General features: G+C 36.7%; 14 protein-coding genes. 6 read left to right on the top strand and 8 right to left on the bottom strand.

Features of this window, described 5'->3' with window-relative positions; all coding sequences use genetic code 11:
- Positions 1–19 precede the first annotated feature (19 nt).
- Together I5M07_RS07380 and I5M07_RS07375 are read right to left on the bottom strand one after the other, a co-directional pair.
- Positions 20–1,318 (bottom strand): hypothetical protein, encoded by a 1,299-nt coding sequence (locus tag I5M07_RS07380; protein WP_200105578.1) that lies wholly within the window; start codon positions 1,316–1,318, stop codon positions 20–22.
- Between the two features lie 139 nt (positions 1,319–1,457).
- Positions 1,458–1,904, bottom strand: coding sequence for a hypothetical protein (locus tag I5M07_RS07375; protein ID WP_200105577.1), 447 nt, complete (start codon positions 1,902–1,904; stop codon positions 1,458–1,460).
- A 487-nt stretch (positions 1,905–2,391) separates the two neighbouring features.
- Here I5M07_RS07375 and I5M07_RS07370 point away from each other — a divergent pair, with 487 nt between their 5' ends.
- The 4 genes from I5M07_RS07370 to recA all read left to right on the top strand — a co-directional run bounded on the left by I5M07_RS07370 (position 2,392) and on the right by recA (position 5,610).
- Positions 2,392–3,537, top strand: coding sequence for a DNA polymerase III subunit (locus tag I5M07_RS07370; protein ID WP_200105576.1), 1,146 nt, complete (start codon positions 2,392–2,394; stop codon positions 3,535–3,537).
- 1 nt (position 3,538) lies between these two features.
- Complete coding sequence (locus I5M07_RS07365; protein ID WP_200105575.1) at positions 3,539–3,922, top strand: DoxX family protein; 384 nt, start codon at positions 3,539–3,541, stop codon at positions 3,920–3,922.
- A 28-nt stretch (positions 3,923–3,950) separates the two neighbouring features.
- Entirely contained in the window at positions 3,951–4,463 is a 513-nt protein-coding gene (locus I5M07_RS07360) for an acyl-CoA thioesterase (protein WP_200105574.1), read from the top strand.
- Positions 4,464–4,602: 139 nt separating this feature from the next.
- Positions 4,603–5,610: a recombinase RecA gene (gene recA / locus I5M07_RS07355; RefSeq protein ID WP_200105573.1), complete on the top strand. Its 1,008-nt coding sequence runs from the start codon at positions 4,603–4,605 to the stop codon at positions 5,608–5,610.
- Positions 5,611–5,841: 231 nt separating this feature from the next.
- Here recA and I5M07_RS07350 read toward each other — a convergent pair whose 3' ends face one another.
- Positions 5,842–6,597 (bottom strand): lysophospholipid acyltransferase family protein, encoded by a 756-nt coding sequence (locus tag I5M07_RS07350; RefSeq protein WP_200105572.1) that lies wholly within the window; start codon positions 6,595–6,597, stop codon positions 5,842–5,844.
- A gap of 115 nt (positions 6,598–6,712) precedes the next feature.
- On the opposite strand from I5M07_RS07350, the gene trpS reads away from it, so the two are divergent.
- Entirely contained in the window at positions 6,713–7,690 is a 978-nt protein-coding gene (gene trpS / locus I5M07_RS07345) for a tryptophan--tRNA ligase (RefSeq protein WP_200105571.1), read from the top strand.
- Positions 7,691–7,760: 70 nt separating this feature from the next.
- Here trpS and dprA read toward each other — a convergent pair whose 3' ends face one another.
- Positions 7,761–8,861 carry a DNA-processing protein DprA gene (dprA, locus tag I5M07_RS07340; RefSeq protein ID WP_200105570.1) on the bottom strand — a complete coding sequence of 367 codons (1,101 nt, stop codon included), beginning with the start codon at positions 8,859–8,861 and terminating at the stop codon, positions 7,761–7,763.
- A gap of 259 nt (positions 8,862–9,120) precedes the next feature.
- Between dprA and I5M07_RS07335 the strand changes: the two genes are divergently transcribed.
- Positions 9,121–10,080: an HU domain-containing protein gene (locus I5M07_RS07335; RefSeq protein WP_200105569.1), complete on the top strand. Its 960-nt coding sequence runs from the start codon at positions 9,121–9,123 to the stop codon at positions 10,078–10,080.
- Positions 10,081–10,114: 34 nt separating this feature from the next.
- Here the strand turns inward: I5M07_RS07335 and I5M07_RS07330 are convergent, their stop codons facing one another.
- The 4 genes from I5M07_RS07330 to mnmG form a co-directional block, all read right to left on the bottom strand.
- A complete protein-coding gene (locus I5M07_RS07330) occupies positions 10,115–12,385 on the bottom strand; it encodes a helix-turn-helix domain-containing protein (protein WP_200105568.1) in 2,271 nt (756 codons plus the stop codon).
- Between the two features lie 128 nt (positions 12,386–12,513).
- Positions 12,514–13,101, bottom strand: a complete 588-nt coding sequence (locus I5M07_RS07325; RefSeq protein WP_200105567.1) for an OmpH family outer membrane protein — start codon at positions 13,099–13,101, stop codon at positions 12,514–12,516.
- 232 nt (positions 13,102–13,333) lie between these two features.
- Positions 13,334–14,194 (bottom strand): class I SAM-dependent methyltransferase, encoded by an 861-nt coding sequence (locus tag I5M07_RS07320; RefSeq protein ID WP_200105566.1) that lies wholly within the window; start codon positions 14,192–14,194, stop codon positions 13,334–13,336.
- Positions 14,195–14,325: 131 nt separating this feature from the next.
- Positions 14,326–16,197, bottom strand: coding sequence for a tRNA uridine-5-carboxymethylaminomethyl(34) synthesis enzyme MnmG (gene mnmG, locus I5M07_RS07315; protein WP_200105565.1), 1,872 nt, complete (start codon positions 16,195–16,197; stop codon positions 14,326–14,328).
- Between the last annotated feature and the right edge of the window lie 161 nt (positions 16,198–16,358).

Genomic DNA, 16,358 nt, shown 5'->3' with positions numbered 1-16,358 from the left:
TAAATTGTTTTTGAAAATCTTATTTGCTTGAAGCCGAAGCCGTGATTTTTCCAATCTTCAAACGAAAATCGGGTCTTTTTGGATTCAACACATCAATAAACGTTTCGTTGTTATCACTTTGAGAATAAACGTTAAAGAAAATACTGTTTCCGTACCAGTTTTCTAAATCTTCGTTGTTAGAATTGTATTCGGTAAAGATGTTTCCTTTACACATATTGAAATACATTTCTTCAAATTTGATTTTCTTTAAGTTTTTATCGTTGATTTCGATTTGGTTGCTTAAGATTACCGCTGGGTTAAATCCTGAAATTACGCTGCGTTTCATTTCTAAAGAGGCATCATTACCTACATAAACAGCTTCTTTAACCAACCCTGATTGGATATCGGCGCTGATGTTTTGACTGTCGTTTAACATGGTAATGTTAGAAGCTGCCACTACGGTTTGTTTTTTAGTAAAATCGGTTTCCTCTTTTTTATCGTAAGAAGCTACTTCCATACAACGAGATCCATCTTTATTACTGGTTAAGTAAGAAGAACGCACGGCTAATGAATTGAAAATTTTACATTGTGTTCCTTGTGTAAATTTAAAATCGTCGTTGATTGAATGGTACGATACCAATTTTGACACATTCAAATCGCCACCAATCATAGCAAACGAGTCGCCACCAGAATAACTAACCATAATATTTTCCAAAACGGTTTTGTTACCCAATCCAGCCAACGTTAAGGCATTCATTGTGGAAGCTCCTTTTACTTTTTTACCGGCAAACTCGATACGCACAAAACGTAAAATACCCGAATTGCTTTCTGCATTGGTTCCTCCGTAAATGGTTAAGGCTGGATTTAAATCGTAGGTTACTGAGGAAACACCACCAAATTTGTTGATTGGTGCATCACCTAAAATAACAAGACCTCCCCAATCACCAGCTTTTTTCAAACCTTTATTTGATGTAAAAACAATAGGATCTGTTTCTAATCCATCTGCAATAATTTGAGCTCCTTTGGTAATAATTAAGGTTCCTTTTGTTTCGTAGTCGCCAATAATTACGGTTCCTGGCTCGATGGTTAAAACTGCATTGTTGGTTACGTATACTGAACCTTGCAATACGTATACGTTTCTTTTTTCCAATTTGGTGTTGGTGGTAATCATACCGGCCAAAATTTGATTGGCTTCACCGTACTCCACTTTATTTGGTTTGAATTCGGTCCAATTGTTTAACCAATTGTTATAACCGATAATTCCTTTCTCTTGTTGTGCTTTTGCTGAAGTGCAAACCATCACAAGAGCAATCCCGATAATGTGTAATGCTTTTTTCATAAGATTGTAGGTTTATGTTAATACTCAAGAACGCTTGTTTTGGGAGTTATTTTGGGCAAGGGACTTACTCGTTATTTTCCAAAACAATATTCTTTTAGGTGTATTATATTGTTATGAAATCAAACTAACTCCTTTGAAATTAATTGTATTCATTGAAAAGGTGTAATGACTTGATGGTGTTTTCGTAAAATAAAATTGCCGCTACTAAGTTGTCTTTATCCGAGTAAGGCATCATTTTACGTTGAAATTCAACCGTAGTATCCAAATAAGTAGTCGTTGCAACTACTTGACTGTCTTGAATTTTTTTGTTTTCATTGTCCATCGGAATCCCTAAATCGGCCATCGTTACTCCGGGTTTGGTTGCCAATGCTATGTAAGGAAGGGTTTTTGTTAACACTTTAATACGCTCGATATACAAATCTAGTAATTCGCCTTTTTGCATTGCTTTTAATTCATCTTGAGTATGGTATTTGCGAATGATGGCAGTTGTACTAATGATACTTTGCGGCGCATTTTTATTTTGAGAGGACACGGCCTCAGTTGTTAACAATAAAAATAAGCTTAAAAAGATAATTTTCCCTTTCATAGATTCGGTTTTAGAAATTCATTAATAAAAACAAAAATATATAAATTATGTTAATTTGCAACTTTGCAAAATTTTTTTTTAATAAATTAATGTCTCCATTTTAACAAAAATCCTTTATTCTGTCGGCAAAATTGGCATTTCGTCGGCTTTTTTTCTATAAGTGTTAAAATATGTTCCTGTAGTCATTTTCTTAAAATTTAGGATATTTTTAACATAAAAACTTTCGTATTATACTAAAAAAACGATGCTTAAATGGGGTCTGTGTAGAAAAATATTAACAGGGGGGTGTTGATAAAAAAGTTGCAAAGTCTCAAAGTCTCAAAGTCTCAAAGTCTCAAAGATTGAAAGATTGAAAGATTGAAAGATTGAAAGTCAAAAGTCTTAATACTTGATTCTTAATTCTTAATTCTCAAATCTAAAATGATTTTCCTTTTTTGGGATTTAAAAATGGGGGTGTGAATCCGCGTAATTCTATTATCTTTGTTTCATGTTATTTTCTGCAATTTTAGGACAAGATCATATAAAAAGTCATTTGAAGACTAGTGCTGCCATGGGGCGTATTCCGCATGCGCAGTTGTTTGTGGGGCCGGAAGGCTCGGGTACTTTGCCCATGGCTATTGCTTATGCACAATACATTTTGTGTTCACATTCAGAGGGAGAATCGGGCGGAAATACGGCTTGCGATTTGAAGTTTGAAAATTTAAGCCATCCCGACTTGCATTTTATTTATCCCACGGTAACCACCGAAGAAATTAAAAAGAGTCCTAAAAGCATCGATTTTATTCAGGATTGGCGCCGATTTGTTTTGGAAAACCCTTACGGTGGCCTTTTTGATTGGTATACCGTTTTAGATGTACAAAACAAGCAGGGTCATATTCGGGTGGAAGACGCGCAAGAAGCCTTAAAATCCTTATCTTTAAAATCATACGAAGGCGGTTACAAGGTTATGATTATTTGGATGGCCGACAAAATGAACATTGAGGCGTCGAACAAACTGCTCAAATTAATCGAAGAACCCGAGGCTAAAACCTTGTTTATTTTGATAACCGAAAACGAAGAAGATGTGCTGCAAACCATTCGGTCTCGTTGTCAGGTTTTGCATTTTAATGGTTTACATGAAACGGTAATTGCTAGTGCTTTACAGGAAAAGGAAGGTCTCGACGAAAAAACTGCCCTAACACTAGCCCATCAAGCGCAGGGAAATTACAATAAAGCGTTGCAATTGTTGCATCAAGACGAGAGCGAACTTCCGTTTGAACAATGGTTTGTAACTTGGGTTAGAGCCGCTTTTAGAGCTAAAGGAAATGCCGCAGCCATTCAGGATTTGATTGGTTGGAGCGAAACCATAGCCGGATTGGGTCGCGAGAGTCAAAAAAAGTTTTTACAGTATTGCATCGAGTTGTTTCGACAAGCTTTATTACTTAATTATCAAACGCCTGCTTTGGTGTATGTAGCGCCCAAAATGCCCGATTTTAAACTCGAAAAATTTGCACCCTTTGTCAACGGAAACAACATACAGGCTATTTTTGATTCCTTATCGGATGCACTTTATCACATTGAACGCAATGGAAATGCTAAGATTATTTTAACCGATTTGTCGATCAAATTAACCCGTTTAATTCATAAAAAATAAGATGAATAACATTGCCTCTCTCTTAATTTTAGCCTTTTTAGCCCTTACTTTTATCCAGTCGAGTTACGATAAATTGTTTTATTGGCAGGAAAATGTGAGTTGGTTAAAAAGTCATTTTGCAAAAACGCGTTTGCAAAACTTGATTCCGCAATCTTTAGTTGTTTTAGTTGTATTTGAATTGATTACCAGCGTATTGTGTGTAGTAGGTGGTATTCAGTTACTCTTACAAGACGGAAGGCAATACGGTTTTTACGGCGCTGTATTTTCGTGTATTACCCTTTTGATGATGTTATTTGGGCAACGTTTGGCCAAAGATTATGATGGCGCCCGAACAATTGCTATTTATTATATTCCCGCAGTGATGGCCGTTTATTGGCTCAGTTAATACTGCATTTTACTTTTAAAAAATCAAGATGAATCCAAAACACCCTTCCGAATCGTTGACCGTGCTTACCGATTTGGTTTTACCTAGCGAAACAAATCATTTAAATAATTTATTTGGAGGCGAATTGCTTGCCCGAATGGATCGTGCGGCTAGTATTTCGGCACAGCGCCATTCGCGCAATGTTACGGTAACCGCCTCGGTTAACCACGTTGCTTTTAGTCGCCCGATTCCGCTAGGAAGTGTCGTTACTATCGAAGCCAAAGTATCTCGCGCTTTTACTACTTCCATGGAAATCTTTATTGATGTTTGGGTGGAAGACCGCGAATTGGGAACCCGAAGCAAAGCCAACGAAGCCATTTACAGCTTTGTGGCCGTGGATGCCAATGGTCAACCCGTTCAAGTACCGCCTATAGTACCTGAAACCGAATTGGAAAAACAACGTTTTGATGCTGCTTTGCGACGAAAACAGTTGAGTTTGTTGCTTGCTGGCAAAATGAAACCAGCTGATGCCACGGAATTAAGAGCCTTATTTGTAGAGTAAAAAAGGCTGTTGTTGGTTTAAAAAAAAGAATTACATTTACATTCCATATAAGCCAAAAACAATCAAAATCAGTCCCTTAGTTGGGTATTGATTTTTTTTGAATGAAAGAAAAATTATAACTATTTAGATGAAAGAAAAGATGAGTTCAGAGAAAGAAGCTAAATTAAAAGCGCTGCAATTAACCCTTGACAAATTAGATAAAACATACGGTAAAGGTACCGTTATGAAAATGGGAGACAAAGCCATAGTAGAAGTAGAAACTATTTCGTCTGGCTCTTTAGGATTGGATTTAGCACTTGGTGTTAACGGTTATCCAAGAGGTCGTATCATCGAAATTTACGGACCAGAATCTTCGGGAAAAACCACTTTAACGCTGCATGCAATTGCCGAAGCTCAAAAAGCGGGAGGAATTGCCGCTTTTATTGATGCTGAGCATGCTTTTGACCGCAATTATGCCGAAAAATTAGGTGTTGATATTGAAAACCTAATCATTTCGCAACCCGATAATGGGGAACAAGCCTTGGAAATTGCCGAAAATTTAATCCGTTCGGGTGCCATTGATATTGTCGTTATTGACTCGGTAGCTGCCTTAACACCAAAAAGTGAAATTGAAGGCGAAATGGGTGATTCTAAAATGGGATTACACGCCCGATTGATGTCGCAAGCCTTACGTAAATTGACTGCTACTATTAGCAAAACGAATTGTACCGTGTTTTTTATCAACCAATTAAGAGAAAAAATCGGGGTTATGTTTGGTAATCCAGAAACCACTACAGGAGGTAATGCCCTTAAATTTTACGCCTCGGTTCGTTTGGATATTCGCCGTTCGTCTCAAATTAAAGATGGTGAAAATGTTATCGGAAACCGCACCAAAGTTAAAATTGTGAAAAACAAAGTGGCACCGCCTTTCAGAACAGCCGAATTCGATATTATGTACGGAGAAGGCGTTTCTAAAACCGGTGAAATTTTAGATATCGCGGTGGAATTTGAAATCGTTAAAAAATCAGGATCTTGGTTTAGTTATGGTGATACCAAACTAGGACAAGGAAGGGATGCTGTAAAATCTTTGATTAAAGATAATCCCGAATTGGCGGATGAATTAGAAGAGAAAATCAAAACCCAAATTAAGACATTAGCAGAAGCTTAAAACCTAGCCCGAATTTTTTTTTTCGGGCTTTTTTTATTTTTTTGGATTTCGACGCAACCTTTTCAATAATTTTGTGTCTAACTACAAGAGCCCCACTCTTTCTAACCAAAAAAATAAAGCTAATGTTCACAACCAAAACGCTATTCAGCAAAAAAACCAGAGTCAAACTTAGACGTGTGTTGCATTTCATTTCTGAAAAAATCATTCACCGCTAAAAAGACATTTCCCAATTTATTTACCTGATTTACTTTCATTATATTTCAGTAATTGTTGATGAATCAAATAATGGCAGCGATCCCGAAGTGCTTTTCGGTCGTCGTTTGTCATTCCTCTTGTCACAATTGGAGCGTGCATTTTAGCCCGCATCAAACCCGGACTTCCACTAAAAAAAGTATACGAAAAGCGTTTTTTGTTATCGGCATACGTTAAAGGTAAAATCGGAATTTGGTGCTCAATTGCCAAGCGAAAAGCACCTTCTTTAAACGCATCTAATACAATTGATTCATCATCGGGTACTCCACCTTCCGGAAAAATGCAAATACTCAAGCCTTGGTTTACTCTTTTTTGAGCACGAGCAAAAACCTCTGATTTGCTTTTAGAAGAACTTCGGTCGACTAAAATACAGGTTCGTTTGTAAAAAAAGCCAAAAAGCGGAATTTTAACCAACTCTTTTTTTCCCACAAAAACAAACGGATTTTTAATAATCGCCAAGGTCAACATAATGTCGGTCATGGAGGTATGATTGGCAATAATCATATAACTTTGGCCTTTTTGTAGCGCTTGTTCTTTTTCGACTTTGTAATAAAATCCCATTCCAAATAAGATAAATTTAGCCCAAATTCGCGCCATTTTAAAGAAATACGGATAACCACTTTCGGTAGCAATCGAAAGCAATAAAAACGGTAACATGACTACAATGGGAATTGCCATTAGAATGTAAAACCAAATGCGCCACAGCAGCCAAAAAGCAATTTTAAAAATTTTCATACATCCAAAAATACTAAAAGGATGGTAGTTTTTAAGAAAAGAATTCCGTTTCCAAAAAAACTTTCCGAAATTTGCGAAAAACTAAGCGAACTTCGCGGTTAAGAAAAAATTTAAAATGGCCAAAATACTTACAGGCGTACAAAGTACCGGAACGCCACATTTAGGAAATTTATTGGGCGCAATTATGCCCGCAATTGCCTTATCCAATGATCCTGAAAACACTTCTTTTTTGTTTATAGCTGATTTGCACTCGATTACACAAATTAAAGATGGCAAAACGCTGCGCGACAATACCTTTAGTGTAGCCTCCGCTTGGTTGGCATTTGGTTTGGATATTGATCGTGTGACTTTTTACCGTCAATCGGATGTTCCTCAAACGGCCGAATTAACGTGGTATTTGAGCTGTTTTTTTCCTTTTCAACGCTTAACTTTAGCCCATTCCTTTAAAGACAAAGCGGATCGCTTAGATGACGTAAATGCAGGTCTGTTTTCGTACCCCATGCTGATGGCTGCCGATATTTTACTATATGATGCCGAAATTGTACCGGTAGGAAAAGACCAATTGCAACATTTGGAAATTACGCGCGATGTAGCCTCTCGTTTTAACCACCAAATGGGTGAAACGTTTGTATTACCAGAGGCGAAAATAGAAGAAAACATTATGTTGATTCCGGGTACCAATGGTGGAAAAATGAGTAAATCGGCCAATAATTACATTAATATTTTCTTGGACGATAAAGCGTTACGCAAACAAGTAATGAGCATTGAAACCGACAGTACGCCATTAGAAGATCCTAAAAATCCGGATACCTGTAATGCTTTTGCTATTTATGCCTTATTGGCCTCAGAAAGTCAGATTGCCGAAATGCGCGCGAATTATTTAGGAGGAAATTACGGATATGGACATGCCAAACAAGCTTTGTTTGAGTTAATTTGCGAGAAATTTAAAACCGAAAGAGAAAAATACCACTACTACATGAATCATTTGGATGAAGTAGATGCCTTATTGAAAAAAGGAGCTGCAAAAGCCGCTACTGTAGCCGAAGTTGTTTTGCATCGTGTTCGTGCTAAATTGGGCTTTGAAGCGGTGTAATACTTACTAAATAATTGTCTTAATTCCTTTTTGAACGAGTATTCAAAAAGGAATTTTTTTTTAAGTTAACCTAAATCGCTTCAAAAAGTTTTCCTGGCAAGGGCCGAATAACCCCTTTGAGTTCCATATTTATCAAGGTTCCTGAAATTTTAAAAACAGGCAAATTACAAGCTAACGCAATGCTATCCAATTGTTCTTTGCCGCTTTTTACTAAAAAATCGTAAATCTTTTGTTCGTCGTTTTCGAGTGAGACAAACAACTGTTTTTGAATGTTTTTTTGTTTTTGCTGTAGGTCCCAATTGAGTACATACACCAAGTCGGCTGCAGAGGTTAACACATTGGCTTTTTGGGCTTTAATTAGATTATTACAACCCTGACTGTATTTGTCGGTTATTCTTCCCGGAACCGCAAACACCTCACGATCGTAATCAATCGCCATATTGGCTGTAATGAGTGAGCCTCCTTTTTCGGCTGATTCTATTACAATAGTCGCTTCGGATATGCCTGCTACAATGCGGTTACGCCGAACAAAATTTTCTTTATCTGGGTTAGACGAACTCCAAAACTCCGTTAAAAAACCGCCATTTTCTTCCATTTTCGCCATGTATTTTTTGTGAACTTTCGGGTAAATTTGATTGAGGCCGTGTGCCAAAACGCCAATGGTTTGCAAGCCACAATCCATGGCGGCTTGATGTGCTACAATATCAACACCATAGGCAAATCCGCTAACAATTATCGGATTTAATGGACTCAATTCTTCGATTAGTTTTTTACAAAAATCAACTCCATAATTGGTAATTTGTCGTGTTCCTACAATGCTAATCATTTTGGAATTGCTCAAATTTAAATTCCCAGCACCAAATAAAAGTACAGGACCATCGGGACAATGTTTGAGTCGCTCCGGATAATTTGCCTGATTATAGAAACAATACGAAATGTTGTTATTCTGAATGAAGTTCAGTTCGTTATCCGCTTCTTTAAATACCGCAGTGTTTTTCAGGTTTTTCAACAACCTAGTCCCCACACCATCAATGGCAGCCAATTGTGTTTTGGGTGCTTCAAAAACTGCTTGAGCACTGCCCAAATGACTTATTAATTTCTTGGCAATAACATCCCCCACTCCATCAACTCGGAGCAAGGCTAAGGTGTACCATAATTCTGTGTCGGACATAACAAATAATTTAGCGAAGTATAGCAAAAAAAACGCGTCAAACTAACATAATTTTATTTATCAATCCTAATAAATAGCTAATTAAATTTTAAGTTTTTTCTTATATAAAATTTAATACTCTTTTCAATATATCCGAATTGTTTTATTATGAAAAAAAGCTAAGTAATTGATTGTAAATTGTCTATAAAAAGAGTGTAATTGTTAATAAAAATTGTGAATAAAATTTTGATAACTATTCTCGTTATATAACTTTGTTAGTATGAAAATCGAAGTATATATTTCTCAGTTATTGTATCGTTATCAGTGTGTAACGGTTCCAGGATTCGGTGCTTTTTTAACCGAAATTCAATCGGCTCAGCTTCATGAAAGCAGTAATTCGTTTTTTCCACCTAAAAAAACGATTTCCTTTAATGCTCATTTGAAAAACAACGATGGTTTGTTGGCTCATCATATTGCGCAAGCAGAAAAAACGTCGTACGATTATGCCGTGAGTGCCATTGGTTTTGAAATCTTAAATTGGAAAAAAACAATAGCAGAAAGTGGTGTTTTAAACTTAAAAAACATTGGTTCTATTTCGCTAAATGCCGATGCACAGATGGTTTTTACACCGGTTGAGCAAAACAATTATTTGACTACTTCTTTTGGATTGCATTCGTTTGTATCGCCCGTAGTGAAACGCGAATCATTTGAACAACATTTGGAAACTTTAGAAGCCAATACAACGGAACAAGAAGTTATTTCACTTTTAGAAGATACACCAAAACGTTCCTATTCGTATTTAAAATACGCTGCCATTTTTGTATTGGGATTGACCGTAGCTGGAAGCATTGGTTACCCGATGTATCAAAATCAAATTGCGACACAACGTGCTGTGGTTGAACATGCGGTGCAAAAACAAGTACAAAACAAAATACAAGAGGCCACTTTTTTTATACAAAATCCGATGCCAGCTGTTACGTTAACCGTGGCAGAAAAAGCAGAAAAAAAATCCTATCACATTGTAGCGGGTGCTTTTAGAAGCGAGCAAGGCGCTCAAAAACTCTACCGAATGTTGCTTAACGACGGTTACAAAAATGCTCAATGCATTGGTAAAAACAAATATGGTCTATATCCTGTTTTGTACGGCAGTTATGCCACCATGCAAGAAGCTGAAAAAGTGCAACGTGAAATTCACAAAGCTCAAAATCCAGAAGCTTGGATCCTAATTGAAAGTTTATAAAAAACAAAAAATCCGATTGTTATATCGGATTTTTTTATGCATTTAAACTCGCTTTGAACATTTTAAGTTCAAACCAAGAGAATTTTTCGCCATGTGTTTCTTTTAAACCCGAAAGCGATTCTTCGGTATGTTTTAAAAAAGCCTCACTTAATTCTTCTCGTTTGTCGTCGGGCAACAAATCGGCTATAGCAATATGTTTGGATTGAATTAATTTAACCAAATGCATCTCGACAGTTGCAACAGTTAGTTTACGCATTTCGGCAATTTCTGCGACCGAAATTTGCTGTTTCCACAAATCCAAAGTGATTTCTACTGTGGTTTTTTTGGATGCTTTAGTCGTTTTTAGAGCCGCATATCGGTTCAGTGGCTCCTCTTCCTCTAACAAATTTTTATTTTCTGTTTTGAATTGCTCTTGAATAACATTTCGTTTTGTTGCAGCGTATTCTTTAATTTCGGGCGAAGTCATACTTTCTTTCGATATGGTTTTTCCGGCGCAAACGGTTTCCATCAACAACTTGGCTTTCATTAAACGCAACACCGCTTTGGTTTGCAATTCTTCCAAGGCGATCAACTCTTCGTATACCATTTTGGATTTTTTCTTACGTTGCACCTCTTCGATTTTATAGAGTAACGTTTCAACCAAATTATCTAATGTTGCTTTAAAATAATCGTAAGCTGCCTGCATTCGTAATAAAATGTATTGTAAATCAACTGCTTCTTTTCGAAACAGCACGTGCAGTTGTTGGATAAATTTCGTTGCCGGCTCCGTCAAACTTTCCATAATAAGCAATTGCTTTTGTGCCCAAATCTCCATCGGATTTTTTTCGGAAGTTTCGTTTTTATCTTGGTTGCTGTACACCAGATTACGCCATTCTTGTGTGAGATTTATCCAATCAAATGTGGTTACGAGATAGTGGTGCACGAAATTTTTAGTTTCTAAATGCAGCGATTGTTTTAAAATTTCTGGCGATGCTTTGTGTAAAGCGTACTTCATCACTTCTTCATCATTGGAAATTCCGTTCATTCGCAATGGAGAAAGCAAAATAAGCCCGTTTAAGGAACGCAAACGCGAAAAAGCTACATACGCTTGTCCAGGTAAAAAAACGTTTGATACATCGAGCGCAGCTTTGTCAAACGTCAACCCCTGGCTTTTGTGCACCGTAATGGCCCAAGCCAGTTTGATAGGAAAGTGTATAAAGGTTCCTAAAATTTCTTCTTCTACTTCCTTTGTAAGATTATTAACGGTGTACTTAATGTGTTGCCATTCAAAGCGTTCCACCTCTATTGTTTTGTTTTCTTCGGGAAAGTGCACGTGGATTTCTTCGGTGTTTAGTGTTTTAATGATTCCCATTTTTCCGTTGAAAAAATTTTTATCGAAAGACGCATCGTTTTTTACAAACATAACTTGAGCGCCTACTTTCAGTTGTAAAGTAGCTTCGAGCGGGAACATTTTTTCGGGAAAATCGCCCACAATTCGCGCTTCAAACGAAACTGTTTTTGCTTTTAACTCCTGCAAAGCCTCTTTGTTAATGGCATCGGCTTTGTGATTGTGCGTGGTCAAGGTAATATATCCTTCGTTCTTTTTTAGATCAAAATCAGGTTGTACGTATTGGTTTAATGTGGCAACATCTGCAGCCGTAATTTCATTGTTGCGTAAGTTGTTTAAAATGGAGATAAAACGACTATCCGTTTGTCTAAAAATTTTGTCTAATTCGATATACAAAGGCGGGTATTGTTGTATAACATGGGCGTGGAAAAAGAATTTGCCTTGGTAATATTTGCGTAGCGTTTGCCATTCTTCGTCTTTTACCACTGGCGGCAATTGTAGCAAATCGCCAATAAACAGCACTTGTACACCGCCAAAAGGTTGCGTATTTTTCCGAACGGTTTGCAGCATAAAGTCGATAGCATCCAGCAAATCGGCACGCAACATACTCACTTCATCAATTACCAATAAATCCATATTTCGGATAACGGCGCGTTTAATACGATTCATTTTAAAATGCCGTTGCAAGGTCCATTTGGTTTCGAATTTCACTTTTTCGTGAAGCAGTGATTCGTTATTATTGGTCGGAATAAAACCTGAAAAAGGCAATTGAAACATCGAATGAATGGTAACACCTCCTGCGTTTAAAGCCGCTATACCCGTTGGTGCTACTACAACGGTGTTCTTATGGGTAGTCGAAATGATTTCCCGCAATAAAGTCGTTTTGCCCGTTCCGGCCTTACCCGTTAAAAAAATAGAACGTTGCGTTTGGTTAATAAATTGGAGTGTGTAAGCGGCGGCGGCGGTACTATCTTGCATGAGGCGTATAAATTAAAAACGAAACTAGACCTTAAATATATTACATTATTTGTTTGGTTGTAAGGCTATTAAATGGAAAAAGCCCAAATCATTATTGATTTAGGCTTTCTTATTGTGTGTAAACTGCTTTATTTTTTTGTAGTTGTAGAATCGGCAGGTTTATCAGCATCTTTCCCTTCTGCTTTATCCCCTGCTTTGTACTTGTCGTTCAATTCTTTGATGATTTCTTTAGTAATGTCGTATTTTTCTTCAGCATATAAAACGGTAGCAGCATCTCCAGTTCCGTATATGTACGAATACCCATTTTTCTTACCGTAATCTTTGATGAATTTTTTAACGCCACTCACTAACGAATCCATTTCAGCGCCACTTTCTTGTTGCAATTGTTGTGCTAATTGTTGTTGTGCGTAACCTAATTGTTGCTCTCTTTTTTGTAATTCTGCACCTCTTTTTTGCGCCCATTCTTGTCCGTTAGCTTGTGCTTGACTTTGAAAGTTAGCCGCATCTTGCTTAAAACGGTTAATTTCAGCTTGTAATTGTTTGCCTTTTTCTTCTGCTTGCGCTTTGTATTTAGCCTCTAAGTCTTTTGCCTCGGTGTATTCTTTCATTAAAACCGAAGTATCTACATAAGCTGTTTTTACTTCTTTAACTTCTGTTGGTTTGTTACACGCAACTACCGAAATAGAAAGTGCGATAATTACTAATGCTTTTTTCATTTTGAGAATTTCTAATTTTTATGTGTTTGACAAAAATATAAAAAAATAGACAGCATCGACATAAAGTTTAAAAAATGCGTCGTATTTTATAGTATCAATTTTAGTGATTGTAATTGTTATTTGTGATAAAATATAGTTATTAAGTTCAAATAACATAATTGTGTTTTAAGCCATTTTTAGAAAAAAGTAATGTTTCTTATTATAAAACACCTCATTCAGCTCTTAAAACGTTCTAAAAATGGTTTTTTTGATTTTGAATGACATAAATTAAGGACGAATACATACCGGTTTGCCTTGCTTTCCAATTTGAAAGTAATCCCACTCGAATGGCATTAAAATAATTTATTTTTCCTGATTTGTATTTTTCGGAAAGCAAACTCACATAAAAAGCATCAAACTTCATAGGAAGAACTTGCTTTACTTCCATTTTGACTTTTGAAAATAAGTTGGCAATTGCTTTTTTGGAAAAGTGCCAAAAGTGAATCGGCACATCGTAGGCCGCCCAATATTCTTTATAATAACATGCATCGTAGGATTTGAAATTGGGTACTGCCACAATTAGCGTTCCTGTAGGTTTAAGTAATCTTTTCAGTTCTTGAATTTGCAATTCTAAATCCGGCACATGTTCTAAAACATGCCACATCGTAATCACATCAAACGAATGGTCTTGGAGTTCCATAATATGCGATACAAATTGAATGCCTTTTGCTTTTGCAATTTCTCTAGCTCTTGGACTTGGTTCTACTCCCAACGTTTGCCAACCATTGTTTTTTGCTGTTAATAAAAAATCGCCTGTACCAGCTCCAATATCCAGCAACATTCCTTTTTGTGGCTGTTGCTTATTGATTAAATTTAATTTGTTTTCTAAAGCAATACTTTTTACTACATGATACGCTTTTTCAAAAAGTGACCTTTTATTATCTGTATGCGAAATATAATCTTCGCTTTCGTAATAACGTGCTAATTCTTCTTCGTTGGGTTGCGGACTGGTAAAAAGCATGTCGTTTGCTTCGTCATAATACAATTCGAAAACCTCTTGTGAAACCGAATGATCTTTAACTGTAAGGAAAAGTTTTGTATTGTCTAAATTCATATATTTTATAGAATGGTACTATTTTTAAAATTAATTCTGAAACCATTTTTTATTTTAGTATTCGGCTTTTTTCTAGCAAACAAAGGTGTTCGCACCGTAGTTTCACGTGGAACACCTTTTTTAAGAATTTCCTATCTTCCCATATAAATAAGTAATACCGAAATATCACTTGGCGAAACACCACTAATACGAGAAGCTTGCGATATGGTAACTGGGCGGATTTTTTTTAATTTTTGTTTGGCCTCGATCGACATCGATTTTACTTTATCGTAATCAAAATTTTCTGGGATTTTGACTTCTTCTAAACGTGCCAACTTATCGGCATTATTTCGTTCCTTTTCGATGTAACCCGAATATTTAACTTGAATTTCCGCTTGTTCTAAAATTTCTTGATCTAAGCTATTTTCATTTAGGTATTCTTGGACTTTTTCAAATTTCAAAATATCCTCTAAATCCATTTGCGGTCTTGAAAATATTTTAAACATTTTATCACCTTGTATAATAGGAGCTGAATCTTTTGCTTCTAAGATTGGGTTCGTCTCTGCTACCGTTACACTTGTTTCTTTAAAAAAAGCTACCATTTTTTCTGATTCATTACGCTTGTGTTCCATCCTTCTCAAACGTTCTTCAGAAGCCAAACCAATTTCATACGATAAAGGTGTTAATCTAAAATCAGCATTATCTTGACGTAACAACGTTCTGTATTCAGCTCTTGAAGTAAACATACGGTATGGTTCTTCGGTACCTTTCGTAATAAGGTCATCTATTAAAACACCGATATACGCTTCATCCCTTTTTAAAATAAAAGGTGCTTTTTCGTGCACTTTTAAATGTGCATTAATTCCAGCCATTAACCCTTGCGAAGCTGCTTCTTCATAACCTGTAGTTCCGTTAATCTGACCAGCAAAATACAAACCTTCTACTAATTTGGTTTCAAGCGTGTGTTTTAATTGTGTGGGTGGAAAATAATCGTATTCGATGGCATAACCTGGACGAAAGAACTTCACTTTTTCAAATCCAGCTACCGAACGTAACGCTTTAAATTGTACATCTTCAGGTAGCGAAGTGGAAAATCCGTTTACATACACCTCACAGGTATTCCATCCTTCTGGTTCTACAAACAGTTGGTGACGTTCTTTATCTGCAAAACGGTTAATTTTATCTTCGATTGAAGGACAATAACGCGGTCCAATACTTTTAATACGCCCGTTAAACATTGGTGAACGATCAAAACCCGATCTTAAAATATCGTGAACATCCAACGAAGTATAGGTCATGTAACACGAACGTTGTTGTGTTAGTGGTTTGGTTATATCCGAATACGAAAATTTATCTGGCTTGGTATCACCTTTTTCTTCATTCATTTTCAAATAATCTAACGAGCGGCCATCCACACGCGGTGGTGTTCCCGTTTTCATTCGACCCGCTTCAAAACCTGCATTTACTAAATCTTCTGTAATTCCGTAAGCGGCACTTTCCCCTGCTCTCCCTCCACCAAATTGTTTATCTCCAATATGAATCAAACCATTTAAAAAAGTGCCATTGGTCAAAACAACTGATTTGGATCTGATCTCAATTCCAAGCGAAGTTCTAATTCCTTTTACTTTACCATTCTCGATTATCAAACCCTTCACCATTTCTTGATAAAAATCAAGATTGGGTGTTGCTTCCAACATCAACCGCCATTCTTCTGCAAAACGCATACGGTCACTTTGTACACGCGGCGACCACATGGCGGGGCCTTTTGATTTGTTCAACATTTTAAATTGAATGGCAGTACGATCCGAAACAATTCCGGAATATCCACCCAAAGCATCAATCTCACGCACAATTTGCCCTTTCGCAATTCCTCCCATAGCCGGATTACACGACATTTGCGCAATGTTTTGCAAACTCATCGTCACCAACAATGTTTTCGATCCCAAGTTGGCTGCCGCCGCTGCCGCTTCTGAACCTGCATGACCAGCACCCACCACAATTACATCGTATTCTTCTAGAAACATTTGATTTGTTTTTTTTTAGACTCTTGGTTTTTTCAACCAAGTTTATTTATTTTATTATTGTTCCACGTGAAACACTACATCTTTTCGACTAGAAACATGAAAAAACCTAACCTGGTTTGGATTTCTAATGTTCCACGTGAAACAAATACTATATTAAATAA

This window comes from Flavobacterium agrisoli (assembly GCF_016522065.1).
In the GTDB taxonomy this organism is placed as follows: Bacteria; Bacteroidota; Bacteroidia; order Flavobacteriales; family Flavobacteriaceae; genus Flavobacterium; species Flavobacterium agrisoli.
Note: the sequence above shows the minus strand (reverse complement) of the source record. Positions and strands in the feature narration are given on the sequence as shown.

Excerpts from the sequence above, each read along its gene's own strand:
- I5M07_RS07380 (WP_200105578.1), bottom strand. The coding sequence starts at position 1,318 with ATGAAAAAAGCATTACACATTATCGGGATTGCTCTTGTGATGGTTTGC.
- I5M07_RS07375 (WP_200105577.1), bottom strand. The coding sequence starts at position 1,904 with ATGAAAGGGAAAATTATCTTTTTAAGCTTATTTTTATTGTTAACAACT.
- I5M07_RS07370 (WP_200105576.1), top strand. The coding sequence starts at position 2,392 with ATGTTATTTTCTGCAATTTTAGGACAAGATCATATAAAAAGTCATTTG.
- I5M07_RS07365 (WP_200105575.1), top strand. The coding sequence starts at position 3,539 with ATGAATAACATTGCCTCTCTCTTAATTTTAGCCTTTTTAGCCCTTACT.
- I5M07_RS07360 (WP_200105574.1), top strand. The coding sequence starts at position 3,951 with ATGAATCCAAAACACCCTTCCGAATCGTTGACCGTGCTTACCGATTTG.
- recA (WP_200105573.1), top strand. The coding sequence starts at position 4,603 with ATGAGTTCAGAGAAAGAAGCTAAATTAAAAGCGCTGCAATTAACCCTT.
- I5M07_RS07350 (WP_200105572.1), bottom strand. The coding sequence starts at position 6,597 with ATGAAAATTTTTAAAATTGCTTTTTGGCTGCTGTGGCGCATTTGGTTT.
- trpS (WP_200105571.1), top strand. The coding sequence starts at position 6,713 with ATGGCCAAAATACTTACAGGCGTACAAAGTACCGGAACGCCACATTTA.
- dprA (WP_200105570.1), bottom strand. The coding sequence starts at position 8,861 with ATGTCCGACACAGAATTATGGTACACCTTAGCCTTGCTCCGAGTTGAT.
- I5M07_RS07335 (WP_200105569.1), top strand. The coding sequence starts at position 9,121 with ATGAAAATCGAAGTATATATTTCTCAGTTATTGTATCGTTATCAGTGT.
- I5M07_RS07330 (WP_200105568.1), bottom strand. The coding sequence starts at position 12,385 with ATGCAAGATAGTACCGCCGCCGCCGCTTACACACTCCAATTTATTAAC.
- I5M07_RS07325 (WP_200105567.1), bottom strand. The coding sequence starts at position 13,101 with ATGAAAAAAGCATTAGTAATTATCGCACTTTCTATTTCGGTAGTTGCG.
- I5M07_RS07320 (WP_200105566.1), bottom strand. The coding sequence starts at position 14,194 with ATGAATTTAGACAATACAAAACTTTTCCTTACAGTTAAAGATCATTCG.
- mnmG (WP_200105565.1), bottom strand. The coding sequence starts at position 16,197 with ATGTTTCTAGAAGAATACGATGTAATTGTGGTGGGTGCTGGTCATGCA.